This window comes from Clostridioides sp. ES-S-0190-01, from assembly GCF_020658275.1.
Lineage (GTDB): Bacteria > Bacillota > Clostridia > Peptostreptococcales > Peptostreptococcaceae > Clostridioides.
In genome coordinates, this window is the sequence record NZ_JACVWA010000045.1 from 158,978 (window position 1) to 175,673 (window position 16,696).

General features: G+C 27.7%; 13 protein-coding genes. 2 read left to right on the top strand and 11 right to left on the bottom strand.

Annotated elements, in window-relative coordinates; translation table 11 throughout:
* Positions 1-55: 55 nt before the first annotated feature.
* Positions 56-1,486: an MFS transporter gene (locus tag IC214_RS19025; RefSeq protein WP_227434873.1), complete on the bottom strand. Its 1,431-nt coding sequence runs from the start codon at positions 1,484-1,486 to the stop codon at positions 56-58.
* A 674-nt stretch (positions 1,487-2,160) separates the two neighbouring features.
* Here IC214_RS19025 and IC214_RS19030 point away from each other — a divergent pair.
* Positions 2,161-3,525 carry a sodium:solute symporter family protein gene (locus IC214_RS19030; protein WP_227824045.1) on the top strand — a complete coding sequence of 455 codons (1,365 nt, stop codon included), beginning with the start codon at positions 2,161-2,163 and terminating at the stop codon, positions 3,523-3,525.
* 23 nt (positions 3,526-3,548) lie between these two features.
* Positions 3,549-4,202, top strand: coding sequence for a TetR/AcrR family transcriptional regulator (locus IC214_RS19035; RefSeq protein WP_227434875.1), 654 nt, complete (start codon positions 3,549-3,551; stop codon positions 4,200-4,202).
* A gap of 120 nt (positions 4,203-4,322) precedes the next feature.
* On the opposite strand, the gene IC214_RS19040 is transcribed toward IC214_RS19035, so the two are convergent.
* The 10 genes from IC214_RS19040 to IC214_RS21265 all read right to left on the bottom strand — a co-directional run bounded on the left by IC214_RS19040 (position 4,323) and on the right by IC214_RS21265 (position 16,694).
* Entirely contained in the window at positions 4,323-5,105 is a 783-nt protein-coding gene (locus IC214_RS19040) for an alpha/beta hydrolase (protein WP_227434876.1), read from the bottom strand.
* 98 nt (positions 5,106-5,203) lie between these two features.
* On the bottom strand, positions 5,204-6,370 hold the full coding sequence (locus IC214_RS19045) for an AI-2E family transporter (RefSeq protein ID WP_227434877.1): 1,167 nt from the start codon (positions 6,368-6,370) through the stop codon (positions 5,204-5,206).
* Positions 6,371-6,516: 146 nt separating this feature from the next.
* Positions 6,517-7,881: an aldehyde dehydrogenase gene (locus tag IC214_RS19050; RefSeq protein WP_227830635.1), complete on the bottom strand. Its 1,365-nt coding sequence runs from the start codon at positions 7,879-7,881 to the stop codon at positions 6,517-6,519.
* A gap of 207 nt (positions 7,882-8,088) precedes the next feature.
* A complete protein-coding gene (locus tag IC214_RS19055) occupies positions 8,089-8,628 on the bottom strand; it encodes a flavodoxin domain-containing protein (RefSeq protein ID WP_227434879.1) in 540 nt (179 codons plus the stop codon).
* 232 nt (positions 8,629-8,860) lie between these two features.
* Positions 8,861-10,132 carry a GTPase HflX gene (gene hflX / locus IC214_RS19060; RefSeq protein ID WP_413926680.1) on the bottom strand — a complete coding sequence of 424 codons (1,272 nt, stop codon included), beginning with the start codon at positions 10,130-10,132 and terminating at the stop codon, positions 8,861-8,863.
* Positions 10,133-10,786: 654 nt separating this feature from the next.
* Positions 10,787-12,619, bottom strand: a complete 1,833-nt coding sequence (locus tag IC214_RS19065; protein ID WP_227866903.1) for an ABC transporter ATP-binding protein — start codon at positions 12,617-12,619, stop codon at positions 10,787-10,789.
* Positions 12,612-14,858 (bottom strand): ABC transporter ATP-binding protein, encoded by a 2,247-nt coding sequence (locus tag IC214_RS19070; RefSeq protein ID WP_227866904.1) that lies wholly within the window; start codon positions 14,856-14,858, stop codon positions 12,612-12,614. Before IC214_RS19070 ends, IC214_RS19065 begins: the two co-directional genes overlap by 8 nt.
* Before the next feature lie 67 nt (positions 14,859-14,925).
* A complete protein-coding gene (locus IC214_RS19075; RefSeq protein WP_227434883.1) occupies positions 14,926-15,387 on the bottom strand; it encodes a MarR family winged helix-turn-helix transcriptional regulator in 462 nt (153 codons plus the stop codon).
* A gap of 309 nt (positions 15,388-15,696) precedes the next feature.
* On the bottom strand, positions 15,697-16,263 hold the full coding sequence (locus IC214_RS19080; RefSeq protein WP_227434884.1) for a beta-class carbonic anhydrase: 567 nt from the start codon (positions 16,261-16,263) through the stop codon (positions 15,697-15,699).
* A 353-nt stretch (positions 16,264-16,616) separates the two neighbouring features.
* The gene (locus IC214_RS21265) at positions 16,617-16,694 is read right to left on the bottom strand and encodes a GTP-binding protein (protein WP_227434955.1); all 78 of its coding nucleotides are present in this window, start codon (positions 16,692-16,694) and stop codon (positions 16,617-16,619) included.
* Positions 16,695-16,696 lie beyond the last annotated feature (2 nt).

Consider the following 16,696-nt stretch of genomic DNA (forward strand, 5'->3'; position numbering starts at 1 on the left):
CTATTGCGTCTACTTACTCTCACAACTAAACTAAGTCATTTACTCAAATTTTTTATTAAGCGTTTCTTTGATTTAATTCTTCTCTTATTTGATTTAATTTTTTATCACTTACTGGATATAAGATTGCTATAACAACAGCTATTATTAAAGGTATTGCCATAGAGTAAGAAATCATATTTATAAAACCTGTTTTAACTGCTGCTGTAACTACCATATCAGCTTGATATCCCATTGAATTCATTAAAATTGTTCTTATAGTAGTCGCAAGTAATACACCTACTTGTATTGCAACTGGATATAGTGACATACTTAAACCTGGTAAATCTTTTCCTGATTTCCAATGTCCATAATCACAAGAACCAGCAAAGAAGTTAAGATTTATTATTGATACTACATTTGAGAAACCTCCACCAATTGCCAATAACATAGTTACACCTAAAGTTGTTCTCCCCCAAGGAGTCCATGCAACTAACAAGTGACATAATGCACATATAGAGAAAGAAATTATTGAAGCTAATTTTTGTTCTTTACAAATTCTTATAAATACTGGTGCGAAAAACATAAAGCCTACACTTACCAAAGGCATTATTGCTAAAAATACTGCTAATCCACGTTCATCTTCTATTACATACTTAAAGTAATAAGGAGCTAAAGGTCCTAAACCTATAGATCTTATGCATATAAGAAACTCTAAACAGAATGCCATCATAAGTGGTACATTAGTAAATAAAGCTTTTAGCATTTCACTTGCTTTAATTTTTGGTTTTTCTTCTTTTTGAAGTACTTCAGCTTCTGCTCCAGACTTTATTATCTCTGTTGAAGAAAACCAAAATACTAGAAGACATCCTACTGCAAAGAATAGATAAGTACCTAAATAACCCATTCCTTCTCCACCTAGTACATCTGCAAATAAAACTAATAATAACGGATATGAAAAACCTACTAAAAATTTTCCAACTTCTTTGAATATATTTGTAGTAGTCGAACCTATAACTCTGTCTCTAGGTGTTTTAGTAACCACAGGGTAAATAGCATAGATTATAGTGAAAACTACTTGCTGAGCACAAGATGCTATTAACAATAATGCTGTCATTAAAGGTAAAAGCAATGTTGGGCTTATTTTCATTAATGGAACTATGAAAAATACTCCATATGTTAGTGCTAATGCTGCTGGTGTATATCTAAGCCAAGGATAATATTTTCCTTTTTTAAATGGTTGTTTGTCAAATACAGTCCCTGTTATCGGAGCCACAGCCATCTTTATGAAAGATTGTATTATTTGCATACCACCTGCCATAATTACCCCAAGCTTTGCTACATCAGTTAAAAATATGTTTGTTACTGTTGATACAAAGTAGCCTATAAAATTATATGCCAAATTTATAGAACCTGAGTAAGTGTATACTGCTCTCTTTTTAGGGTCTCTCATATCATCTCTAAAGTTTGATATAAGGTTTCCTTTTGGTTTGCTTTCTTGACTACTCACATCTACCCCTCCTTAATATAATTTATTCTTTATTTATTTTTATTCACGTATAATAACTTGAATTTCAAATCCAACTCTACACTTTCTATGATTCGAACCAAAATTTTATATGTGTATAATTTTAATTTAATTATATTCTTAAAATTCATAATTGTCAAACACTTTTTGGTTTTATTTTTTCATTACTTAAATGAACTAAAAAGGCATTTATACTTAATTTAAATCGTTATTTTTATTAATATATCCATATAAAGTGTCACCAAAGCATACATTCTAAATTATTTTATCAAAATTTTACTTATTTTAAATTATTATAAATTTATTCAAGAATAATTTTTATCTTCTTTTTATATACTACAATCAGATATTAAAAATATTTTTTCACCCTTTAAATTCCTTTTATTTTTATACATGTACTATTGATTTTAAAATAAAAGCATGTTACAATTACAAAAAAGAATATATCAAGTAAACGTTTATTATAATCTTTAATTTCAGAATTTTCAATTTTCTTATTTTATCTAACTTTTACATAACATAATATGTTAAATTATTGTAGCTACACTAATCCAAAGCCAGTTAAAGTCAATATTGTCTTACTTTTATATAAAATATATTTTATAAATATATTTTATAAATTTTATTTAAAAAATATTATATAAGGAGAAAAAATTATGTTACTTTTAATTGCTACATGTGCAGTGTACATATGGATTGGCTTTTATTTTTCTAAAAAAGTTAAAACAGCATCCGATTTCCTAATTGCGGGTAGAAATCTTCCTTTACCCATACTTGCCGCAACTATTGCTGCTACGTCTTTTGGAGGAGGATGTTTGGTTGGTGGAGTTCAATGGGGAGCTGAAAGAGGACTATGGGTTGGTATGTACTCTACTATAGGTGCGGCTTTAGCTTGTTTTGTAAATGCGTTTTTTGCAGGAAAATTAAGAAGCTTATCATGTGATATAACACCTGCTGACTATATTGAAACTAGATATGGTCATAGTATATTCTTAAGAGCTTATCAATGTCTTGTAACACCAATATCAATATTAGCTATTATGGGCAGTCAACTAATATCTTTTGGTTCTGTATCTACTGCATTTGGTATCCCTTATGATATAGCTGTAATTGTAGGAGTCATAGTAATCATTATATATACTTATGCATCAGGAATGTGGGGAGTTGCAGTATCAGCATTTATTCAACTTGCTATTTGTGTAGTATTTTTGCCAATAGTAGCTTATATAAGCTTAAAATTAGTTGGCGACAATCCTTTACTTATGTTACAATCAATGGTAAAAGAACCATTCTTCCCAGGAAATAAGTCGCTTAGTGATTTTATGTATACAGTTTTACCATTGGTTTTAGGCTCAATATTTTCTTATGAAAGTTTTTTGAGATACCAATGTGCTGATAATGCTAAAAATGCAGTTAAAAGCAGTGTTATTGCAGGATTTATACTATTATTTCTTGCTTTCCCTATAGGCATAATTGGAGCTATTGGTGGTAGTTTATTTCCAAACATATCATCTGTTCAGGTTTTACCTCAAATGATATCAACAACTCTACCTCCTTTAGTTTCTGTATTATTCTTAGCTGCTATATTAGCTGCCATAATGTCCACTGCTGACTCATTAATGACCTCAATGAGTGCCATAATATCGAGAGATATTTATAATAAATTATTACATCCTAATATAGAGTTTAATGATTTAAAAAATACTCTTAAATACTCTCAAATCGCCTCAGCTTTAACAGCTATAATAGGAGCAATTATAGCACTCAAGTTTGACAGTTTATTAGAACTATTATTTTGGCCAGCACCATTATGTACAGGTGTGATATTTGCACCATTTGTCATTGGTCTTTCCTGGAAAGGTGCTACAAAAAAAGGAGCTATCTGTGCTGTCATAGTAAGTGCAATATTAGCATTTTTAAATATGATTGGCTTCCTTACTGTCTTTGACAGAATTTTAGTACCTATAATAGGTGGTTCGGTTACGATATTTATAGTTAGTAAATTTTCAAAAAAAGATTGAAAAGAAAGGTATACACAGTAAATATGTCAAAATCAGAAAAAGGTAAGGAAACAAAAGCTAGTATTATAAGTGCTGCTAGAGAATTATTTTTTGAACAAGGTTATCACAAGACAACCACTAGGCAAATTGCAGAAAGAGCCAATATAAATTTAGGCTTAATAAGTTATTATTTCTCAAGTAAAAGTGAAATAGGAGCTATAATATATGAAGATATAAGGGATGAAATGCAATCTTTAATCTATAATTATCATGAAGAAGGTACAATGATGATGTTCTTTCTTGCTATGAATGCTGACCTTTGTTTTCTTTTAAAAAATGAAGCGTATAGAAACTTTTATTTGGATATAGCTTATGAGGAGGCTATTTTAAGCTATCAACGAAGTGTAACTGAAATGGTCATGAAAAGATATGTTAATGAAAAAGAATCTATAGAACATGACGAATTGATACTTTCCTGTATTGGTATACTCGCTATGAAACCTGAGATAATTAGGGTCTATACTTCACATAAATATGATATATCTTATCAATCTGTAATAAAATATTTTACAAAACAGTTTCTAATTAACCTTGGTCACAGCACTGATTTATGCGAAGATATTTTAGAAGAATTGAGTAAATACTATATAGATATAGTTGATAATTTTACGCCAATAATAACTCGCATAAGAACTTAATAAAATTTTATTGAACTTTTAGAGACTGAAATTTTGAAATCATAATTGTATTTTAATATTTCAGTCTTTATTACGTTTAAAAATACTTTATAATATTTTGCTCTAATGACAATAAAATGCTTATCCAATTGCATCTATAAATTTCTTTATCCATAAATCCCATAGACGCCATTCATGACCACCAACACACTCTTCATATACAATATCAACATCTAAAGATTCTGCATATTTTTTAAAGGTTTGATTATTCTTATATAAAAAATCCCTATCACCACAAAATTGATAAATTTTAGGAATATCTTTATTACTCTCTTTAAGATTCTTAAGTATGTAAAGTAAATCATTCTCACTATTTCTAGCATCTTCTGGTTTCCCAAAGTCATGGAATAGAATATCAGCATTTGTTTCTATTTGCTGATTTTCCAACTCATGAATCATATCAGGTGAACCAGAAAAACTTGCTACTGCTGAAAATTCATTTGGTTTTGAAAGTGCTAATTTTAAAGCGCCATACCCTCCCATAGACATTCCAGCTACAAAATTATCTTCTCTCTTATCTGATAAAGGAAATATAGCTCTAACAAATCTAGGTAACTCTTCACTTACAAAGGTGAAATATTTATGTCCATATAACATATCTGTGTAAAAACTAGTTTCTACCCTTGGTATTACTAAAGCTATATTTTTGCTTTTGGCATAATGTTCTACATTAGTGTATCTAATCCATGAACTTTGGTCATCTTCTAGCCCATGAAATAAGTACAATGTTTTAAACTTACCTTCAAAGTCATATATCTCTTTGCCAGTAAATAGTTCTTTTCCATTTGCTATAGGTAAAACTACGATTATATCAGTCTCTCCTCCTGTATATTTTGATTTAAATTTACATTCTATAAATGCCACAAAAAACACCTCTTTTATAATGAATTTATTATCTAAAAAACACCAAGATTTTAATTGTCTCAGTGCTTTAAATATTTTATTAATTTATATATTTTTAACTACATATAATCAGAAGTATCTGTTGGTAATCCTTTTTTATCTAATTTACCCTCAATAATATCTTTAATTATAGAATAAATTACTGCAAATAGAGGAACTCCTATTACCATTCCAACAAAGCCTAATAATTTACCTGCAACTAACAATGAGAATAAAATCCAAAATGCAGATATCCCAATTGAGTCTCCAAGTATTTTAGGACCTATAATATTTCCATCTATTTGTTGTATTATTAATATAATTAACAATAACCATAGTGCTTGTATTGGAGAAACAAACATTACTATTATTGTAGATGGTATTGCTCCAAACAGTGGTCCAAAGAATGGAATAATATTTGTAATACCAATTATTACTGATATTAATAATGTATATGGCATTTTTACCACTGTAAGTATTACAAATGTTAAAATACCTATAATAAATGAATCTAGTATCTTACCACCTAAAAATCTACCAAATGTATAGTTACTTCTGTGAGTTAATTCTAGAATTTTAGCAGCTTGTGTTTCTGTAAAAAGTGCATAAGTTATTTTTTTACTTAATCCATAGAATTTTTCTTTATCAATTAGCAAATATACTGAAACAATCAATCCTAGTACAATATTCCATATACTAGAAGCTATATCCTTCAACATATTTCCTAATATTGGTATTAAATCTGTTACAAATTTTATAATGTATGTGACAAATTCATTCCATTTATCTACTGCTAAATTAAAGTATTGTTCATCAAGATTTAAATCAGTCATTAATTTATCAAGAAGCTTAGTTGCGTTGTTTACATACATAGGTATATCATTTGCTAATCCAACAATACTCTCAATTACTTGAGGTAATACGAATTGCATAAATAAGTAAAGTATCAATGCAGCTGTTGCATATGTTAATAAAAGACCCAATCCTCTTTTTGATTTTTGTTTTAGGTTTTTTAATTTTTCACTTTTGATAAAAAGTCTTTCTTCATAAAATTTCAAAATAAAATTCAGAAGATATGCAATAGCAAACCCTATTATAAATGGCTGTAATGTTGTAAACATAATATCTAAATTGTTAGAGAATACATCAATTTGTGATGATATAAGATAGAATATAATACTACAAGCAGATATTATAAACGTATAAATTGCTATTGTCGTGTACTTTGTATTCCAATTAATTTTCATTTTTTCCTCCTTATTTCTATATAATTAAATTTTATCACAAAATTACTACTTTTATAACAAATATGCCAAATTAAAATTTTTAATTTGATAAAATATAATCAAAATATATATTTTTAATTTGATTTGTATTTTTTCTACAATATAGTTTACATCATTTTTTTAAGAATTTTAATTAATTTATCATTATATGGTGCATATCTAATAGGAATATCTAAATTTAATTTTTTCAATACACTTTTGTAATGCGTAAATGTATCAAATCCTGCTTTACCATGATATGAACCCATACCACTTTCACCAATACCTCCAAATGGTAAGTAGTTGGTAGCTATATGGATAATTGTATCATTTACACAACACCCTCCTGCTGGAATCATTTCTAAAACTTTATTTTCCAAATACTTATCTTTTGTAAATATATAAAGAGCTAGTGGATTTGGTCTTTGTATAATTTCTTGCAAAATTTCGTCTAAGTTTTTATATGTCAAAACAGGAAATACTGGTCCAAATATTTCCTCCTTCATTATATCATCATCCCAACTAGCATCATCTATTATAGTTGGCTCTATTTTTAATGTATGGTTATTATAATTACCACCATATACTACCTTTTCCATATCAATAAGGGATATTATACGCTTAAAATGCTTTTCATTTATAATTTTAGGAAATTGCTCATTATCACATGGATTCTCTCCAAAATACTGTTCAATATAATATTTTATTTTCTCTATTAACTCATCTTTTTTATTCTCATGTACTAAAATATAATCTGGTGCTACACAAGTTTGTCCTGCATTTATTAGTTTTCCCCATGTCAATCTTTTTGCAGCAAGATTTATATCTGCATCTTCTAGTATAATACAAGGACTTTTTCCTCCTAGTTCCAAAGTTATAGGAGTTAAATACTTTGATGCTGCTTTCATAATTACTTTACCTACCGCAGTGCTTCCTGTAAAAAATATATAATCGAATTTTTCTAAAAGTACTTTTTCGCTTTCTTCTTGGTCACCTTGAACTACTGCAATATATTCTTTTGAAAATATACTTTCAAGTATGTCTTTGATTATATGTGAAGTTGATACAGAGTACTCAGAAAGTTTTATTATTGCACAATTGCCTGCTGCTAATGACCAAACCAATGGTATAAGAGCTAGTTGAAATGGATAATTCCAAGGTGACATTATAAGTGTAACACCATAAGGTTGAGGAACAACCTTAGATATAGATGGAAAATTGACCATACTTGAACGAACTCTTTTTGTTTTGCTCCATTTTTTTATATTTTTTATAGCAAAATTCAACTCACTATATAAAATACCTACTTCTGTCATAAATCCTTCAAAATTTGATTTATTTAAATCCTGTTTTAATGCCAAAAGTATTTTATCTTCATTTTTTAATATAACTGACTTTAGCTTTTTTAACTGCTCTAAACGAAATGATACATCTCTTGTTTTACCTGTATTATAGTATTCCCTTTGCATCATTACTATCTTATTTATATCCACTATTTAAAACCCCCTCTTTAAGAATTAGACTACTCTATTTTTAAAACAAATTGTTTAAATTTCTATTAATATAATTTTTATACAATAATAAATTCATATCAATATAACATAAATTTACAAATAAAAAAAGCCCCCCTTTTAGATACAGGAGAACTAATAAAAAAATTGTATTTTTAAGAATTAATTACTCTATAAATTACAATATAGTTATAAGCTTGTATTTTGAAGTTTATCCACATAATCAAGTATAGGATTTAGATACTTTTTATCACACCAATCAAAATCTTCTCCTAATAATAAAGGAGCTTCTATTGGATTAAAACCTTGACGTTGTTTTTTAGCTATTGACTTTTTAAGAAAACTACAAAGAGTGGTATCAAGCCATGACATTTTTGTTTCATTCCATTCGCCACGGCAGTAAAAACAAGGAATATTATTCAACTTATCCTTAAAATTAACTTCTCTCAATTTTCTTATTACTGAATCATCATATGGAGATGCTCCTACACCAAAAACAACTAGATTTTTACCTGCTAATTTCTCATAGTGCTTTTTAAAAAAAGAAATTCCTGCTATATTACAAGCATAAAGACCTCCACCTAAAATAATTGTATCGTAATCTATAATCTTTTCTAGATTAACATCCTTAATTTCAAAAATATCACAAGCTAATGATTCTGAAAGCCATTTAGCATATTTTTTTGTTGAACCATACTTACTTTTATAAATTATCACTATATTTTTCATGTTAATTATCTCCTTAATCTTGATAATAACTATAATTAGTAACTAGTTACTTTATATTATAGTAATTAATTACTTTTGTGTCAATAATCTTATTTTTTATCATATATAATGAAGCGGTATAGCTTAGATAACTATACCGCTTTATACAAATTATAATTTATAATAATTTTACAACTTAACTCCAAACTAACTACTTTAAATAAATTCTAGATTACAATACCTTTTAAAAAGTTTATTCTAAAACATACTTTTTATACTTGTTATATTCTATATTACTACATTCTACATCTAAAAGAGTTCCCTCTTCCATATATTCTGTATTTATGACACTTGTATTATTATTAAAATAAGAAGCTACATTTCCTTCACTGTATGGAATCAAAAGCTTACATCTTATATAATCTTTAAATATGCTATCACAAATGCATTTTATCATTTTGTCTATATTTATATTTTTTTTGGCTGAAACAAATATACCTTCCTTGCCTATATCATCTACAATATCATTTAATAATTTTTCATCAACTAAATCAATTTTATTGTAAATATTTATTATAGGGATATCATTTGCGCCAATTTGATTTAAAGTATCTACTGTTACTTTAATATGATTTTTATAGCTTGGATTTGAAACGTCAATAACATGTAATAACACATCTGCTTCGCACACTTCTTCTAATGTCGACCTAAATGCTTTTACTAAATCATGTGGTAGATTACTTACAAATCCAACTGTATCAGACAATAAAAATTCTTTATTATCTTGAAGAACTATGCTTCTAATAGAAGTTTCTAATGTCGCAAATAACATGTTTTTTTCAAATACTTTCTTTTCTTCAGAGTTTTTAAATATATCAACTAATTCATTCATTATTGAAGATTTTCCGGCATTTGTATATCCAACTAAAGCTACATTTGGAAGATTAGATTTTTTTCTCATATTTCTTTGAGTTTCTCGTTGGAATTTTAAATCATCTAATTCCCTATTTAGAGAAGTTATCTTTTCTTCTATTCTTCTACGGTCGAGCTCTAATTTCTTTTCACCAGAACCTCTATTTTTAGTACCTACTCCTCCACTTTGACGCCCTAAATTTTCATTTGAGCCTATAAGTCTTGGTAACATATATCTTAAACTTGCTACTTCCACTTGAAGCTTGGCGTCTCTAGTTTTTGCCCTTTGTGCAAATATATCAAGTATCAATGCTGTTCTATCTATAATTTCACAGTTTAATTTTTCTTCAAGGTTTTTAAGTTGTGATGTAGAAAGCTCATTATAAAACACAACTATATCTGCTTTTTCTTGTTTTATTATATTTAATAATTCTTCAACTTTACCTATACCAATATAATATGCTCTATTAACCTGCTTTGCATTTTGAGTTATACTTCCTACAACATCAATATTGCATGCAGAGCATAAGTTTTCAAGTTCAATCATTAGTTCGTTGAAATCCTCAGATTTACTATTTATGTTTAGTCCTACTATTATTCCTTTTTTGGCCATATCCATATTCTCCTTATATACTATTTTTTATTTAATATATAGCACGAGATTATGGCTCTATAATTAAATTCATTAAGAATTTGCTTGTTTAATTTTATCCTTAAATGATACTTCTAATTTAATATTATAATAACCATAATCGTGCGTTATTTTCTTAATCTTATATAAAAAATCACTTTAAAACACCTCTCCTCAATTATATTATGTAGTTTTTTCAATAAAAAAACTCCTTATAAATCTAAGTAATACAAAACAATCTACTTACATTATAAGAAGGATTAAAATTCTAAATATATATTAAAAATATGTCAATTTAATTGACTCATATGTGATTATTATATTATATTTAACCCAATTCTTAAATTTAAGTAGTTTTTTACACAACTAATAAAAGTAACTAAAGTAGATAACTTTACATAATTGTTAACTATTAAAATTAAATTTTATTATTAATAAAATTTAAAGAATACGATTAAATATACATTTTGATAATCACCTCCAACATTTTCCTTATTATATATTATAACAAAATACATAACTTTGTAAATACATAAAAAAATAGATAAGATTATATCTTACAAAATATAATCTTATCTACATAGTTTATTCTATATTTCTCTTACAACGATACTCATATTTTAAAGTAAATTCTTACTACATTGCTTCATCTTCTTCAAATTGAGAATTGTAAAGATTAGCATAGAATCCACCTTTCTTTAGAAGTTCCTCATGGTTTCCTTGTTCAACTATATCTCCTTCATTCATAACAAGAATCATGTCAGCATCACGTATAGTTGATAATCTATGTGCTATAACAAAGCTTGTTCTACCTTCCATAAGATTATCCATAGCTTTTTGAATTAATACTTCTGTTCTAGTATCAACAGAACTTGTAGCTTCATCCAATATTAAGATTTTAGGGTCTGCTAAAATGGCACGAGCTATAGTCAATAATTGTTTTTGACCTTGAGAAACATTGCTTGCTTCTTCATTTAATTTCATGTTGTATCCATCTGGCAATGTTTTGATAAATCTATGAACATGTGCAGATTTAGCTGCTTCTATAACTTCTTCATCTGTAGCATTTAGTTTACCATATCTTATATTTTCCATAATTGAGCCACTAAATAACCATGTATCTTGAAGAACCATACCAAACATTTCTCTAAGCTCACTACGATTGAAATCTTTAATATTATGACCATCAATTAGTATTGAACCACTATTAACATCATAAAATCTCATTAAAAGCTTAACTATAGTAGTTTTACCTGCTCCTGTAGGTCCAACAATAGCAACTTTTTGACCAGGTTTAACATTTACTGAGAAATCATTTATTATAGTCTTATTTGAATTATATCCAAAATTAACATTTTCAAAATCAATCTTACCTTCTAAACCATCTATTGAAACTGCATTTTCAACAACTTGGTCTTCTTCTTCCTCTTCTAAAAACTCAAATACTCTTTCAGAAGCTGCTGCTGTTGACTGTAGTAAGTTAGCAACCTGTGCAATCTGAGTCATTGGTTGTGTAAAGTTTCTTACATATTGTATAAATGACTGTATATCTCCAACCTCAATTGTTTTCTTAATTGCAAGCCAACCTCCTAAGATTGATACCATTACATATCCTAAGTTTCCAATAAACATCATAAGTGGTTGCATTATCCCAGATAAAAATTGAGATTTCCATGCTGAATTATACAAACTATCATTTAATTTATCAAATTCATTAATTGCTTCTTCTTCACGATTAAATGCTTTTACTATTGTTTGACCACTATAAGTTTCCTCAACTTGACCATTTACATTCCCTAAATATTTTTGTTGGGATCTAAAGTATTTTTGTGATTTCTTTACTATTCTTGAAATTACAAACATTGATATTGGTAATATTAAAATTGCCACTAATGTCATAATACCACTTATAGATAACATCATTATCAAAACACCTATCATAGTTGTTACTGATGTTATAAGTTGTGTCATACTTTGATTTAAACTTTGGTTTAGAGTATCTATATCATTTGTAATTCTTGATAGTATTTCACCATGTGTTTTAGTGTCAAAATACTTCATTGGCAATCTATCCAATTTTACTGAAATCTCTTGTCTTAAATTATAAGATACTTTTTGAGAAATTCCACTCATTATGAATCCTTGTATAAAAGAGAATAGTGCACTTACCAAGTAAAGGCAAAGTAATAAGGCTAAAATTTTTCCAATTGCGTCAAAATCTATACCTACATTGCCTCCAGAGACTTTGCTCACTAATCCTTCAAATATCTTTGTAGTCGCCTTACCTAAAATTTTTGGACCTACTATAGAAAACGATGCACTACCAATAGCAAATACAATTACCAAAATTATTGATATTTTAAATTTAGATAAGTATGCAATTAGTTTTCGCATGGTTCCTTTAAAGTCATTTGCTTTTTGTCCTGCTCCTATAGATTTTCCCATAGGACCTTTTCCCATTCTACTCATTAGCTAGCTCCTCCTTTGAAAGTTGTGATAAAGCTATTTGCTCATAAACTTCGCAATTTTTTAGAAGCTCTTTATGTGTTCCTATTCCAACTATTTTTCCTTCATTTAAAACAACTATTTGTTCTGCATGCAAGATGGTACTAATTCTTTGTGCAACTATTAATACTGTACTTTCAGCAGTTTTTGATTTTAAAGCTTTACGAAGAGCTGCATCAGTTTTTAAGTCAAGAGCCGAAAAACTGTCATCAAATATATAAACTTCTGGATTTTTTGCTATTGCTCTTGCAATAGAAAGTCTTTGTTTTTGACCTCCAGAGACATTTGTTCCACCTTGAGAAATTTCAGTTTTAAAAGCTTCTGGTTTAGAATCAATGAATTCTGTAGCTTGAGCTATTTCAGCTGCAGCTCTCATTTCTTCATCTGTTGCGTCTTTTCTGCCATATTTCAAGTTGGATTCTATGGTACCAGAGAACAATACTCCTTTTTGAGGTACATATCCAATTTTTTCTCTTAAATCATGTTGAGCAACATCTTTTATATTAACTCCACCAAGTAATATTTCTCCCTCAGTAACATCAAAGAAACGAGGAATTAAATTTATAAGAGTCGACTTACCACTACCAGTACTTCCTATAAATGCAGTTGTTTCTCCTGGTTTTGCTGTAAAGGATATATCTGTCAATATAGCTTCTTCTGCATCTGGATACATGAATGAAACATTTTTAAATTCAACAAGACCTTTTTTATCTTCTTTAAATTCTTGTACTTTTGATTTTTCTGGGTCTTTGATACTTATATCTGATACCAACACTTCATCTATACGTGTAGCTGAAACAGATGCTCTTGGAAGCATAATAGATATCATTGATATCATCAAGAATGACATTATTATCTGCATTGTATATTGTATAAATGCCATCATATCTCCAACTTGCATTGCTCCAGAATCAACACTATATGCACCTCTCCAAACTATAAGAACTGTAATAAGGTTCATTATAAGCATCATAGCAGGCATCATACATGTCATAACTCTATTTACAAAAAGATTTGTTTTAGTTAAATTTTTATTTGCTTCATCGAATCTTTTTTCTTCATGTTTTTCAGTACTAAAAGCTCTTATAACTGGAATACCTGTAATTATCTCACGGCTTACTAAGTTTAACTTATCGACAAGCTTTTGAACCAATTTAAACTTAGGCATAACAACTGAGAATAATACAATTATTAAAGATAAAATGGCTACTACTGCAACTGCTATAATCCAAGCCATTGAAGTATTAGTATTTAAAACTTTTATTATTCCACCTATAGCCATTATTGGAGCATAAAAAACTATTCTAAGTAGCATAACCATCAACATTTGTATCTGTTGAATATCATTTGTACTACGAGTGATTAATGATGCTGTAGAAAACTCATTCATTTCACTATTTGAAAATGACATAACTTTTCTAAAAACTCCACTTCTTAAATTTCTTCCTACGCTTGCTGCTACTCTTGCTGCTAAAAATCCAACTGTAATTGTAGCTATCATACTAATCATAGCTATACCAAGCATTTTTGCACCAGTAAGTAATATATAATTATTTTGCATATTTTCTGTATCAATACCTATGTTTTCATATTCTGCTTTTACATATGATACTGAACTTTGTGTTATCATACTTTCTGGCATACTTTCAAAGCTTTTGCTCATCTCTTTAGTTAATTTGTCTAATTGTTCTGTTGGCATCATTGATAACACTTTAAATATATTAACTTCTTCACCTTGAGTCCCTTGTGTAGGAAGTTGACTCATTATCTGAGATTTCATTGCTTTTACTTCCTTACTGTCCCCCTCAAGCCCTGATACAATTAAAATAGATTTACCAAAAATAGTATTTAACTCATCTATAGTATCCTTGTTTTTAGTATTTAACTCATAAAGAGATTCGTCTTTTAAATTTGGATACTTCTCTTTATACTTGCTGTAATCTTCCTTATTCAATAAAGTATAATTGTCTAATATTTTATCCTTATTATCTTTATCCATAAACAAAGTAATCTTATCTAATTCACTTTTTCTAATTATAGATGGAACAGAGTTTTCTACTCCACCTTGCTGTATCCCTATATTTACTATATTAGATGTATATTTTGGTAAAGAAAGGTCACATACTGCTTGAACTACCAATAAGCATACTATTATTACTATTGATAAGGCTGACTTCTTTAAATATTTAATTAATTTAAACATACACTTCTTCCCTTCTGTAATATTAATTAGTCTGATAGCATTTAATTGAAAAACATTGTTTTAAACTTTAGAAATATTTTTCATGCTCATGTTTATGACATCCTGCTTTTAAATTGTCTCTAACTTGCATTAGAAGTCTTCTAAGTACTATTTTTTCTTCTTCACTAAATCCTAAAAAGATTTCTCTTTCTAATTCTTTGTTAAATTCCTCAACTTTCTTACATACTTCTAGGCCTTTATCTGTTAAAAAAATTCTAGAAATTCTTTGGTCCTTTTCATCTTGTTTTCTTTCTACAAGCCCAGTTTTTTCCATTCTTTTTATCATAACTGTCGTTGTAGATGCTTTTACTTTTCTTTTATCTGCTAATTCTTTTTGACTTTGACCATTTTTCATCCTAAGAGAAAAAAGTATTTGTGGCTGACCCTGGTACAAGCCTAATTTATCAAAATAAAAATGAGTTCTTATAAAATATATTCGCATCAATTGCAAGAAAACATCATTTAATTTTTCTTCAGAATTGCTATTCATACTTACCCTCCTTATTTTTATATTACTTAGTCGGCTAATGATTATTTTACTATAACAGATATCTTTTTTCAATATATTTATAAAAAATTCATATAAATTTCATTTATTAAATATTTTTCTATTGATTAGTTATGATTTTAATAGCTAATAATAAGTTTTTTAATTAGCTAACTACTTATATTTTTCATTAAAACCTTAAGATAAACCTTTTCATAAATTTATCAATTAAAAAAGGTTGTTTCAAAATAAAATAAATTTTGAAACAACCTCTTATTTAATAATATATTACTTATATACTATAAAAATATATTATTTATCCTCATATCCATTTACAACAACATCTATTTTTCCAGTTTCTGGCGATATAATCAACCCATGCACAACAATTCCCTCTGGAATTAAAGGATGATTTTTTATTAAATTAATACTATCTTTTACAGAATCCTCTGCTGAATCAAATCCATGTAACCATTGTTTTGTATCAATTCCTGCACTACGAAGTGTAAGTATTACATCATTTGATATTCCTCTATCTAAGATTTTATTTAGTAATTTATCCGTATCCACATTGCACATACCACATCCATGATGTCCTACAACCATAACTTCATCCACATCAAATTCATAAATTGCAACTAAAATACTTCTCATAATACTTCCAAATGGATGCATTATAGTAGCACCTGCATTTTTTATCAGTTTAACATCTCCATTTTTAAGATTCATGGCTTTAGGTAAAAGTTCAGTTAATCTTGTATCCATACATGATAGGACTACTATTTTTTTATTTGGATGTTTTGAGGTTGCATACTGTTCATATTCTTTATTTTTTACAAATGATTTATTGTACTCTAATATCTCTTCAAGTCTTCGCATATGTAATCTCACTCTCTATAAAAATTTTTTATATTATTATATCACTATTGGACTACAATATATACATATATAATTTAATTTATATTTATCATCTATTTTTATAAAATTATTATTTTTCCATAATTTCACATATTAGTTATATTAGTAAAGACTCTTATAATAATCTTTTAATAATCAAAATTAGAATTATATATTTTTGTTATTTAATTAAATAATTCTTTTAAAACTTTATTACCTAAATTTAATCCTATTATAGTTACTTTTCCATCCTTAACTCCGCTATATTTAAAAACATTAGTTTTGCCAGAAGAATAGCTAAATTCTAAATATACATCAGATGAATTTACAAAACCTTATGCCTTTAATATTTTTTTAATGAGTGTAGTTTTTCCTACTCCTAAAAAACCTGAAACAACATCAACCTTTATCATAT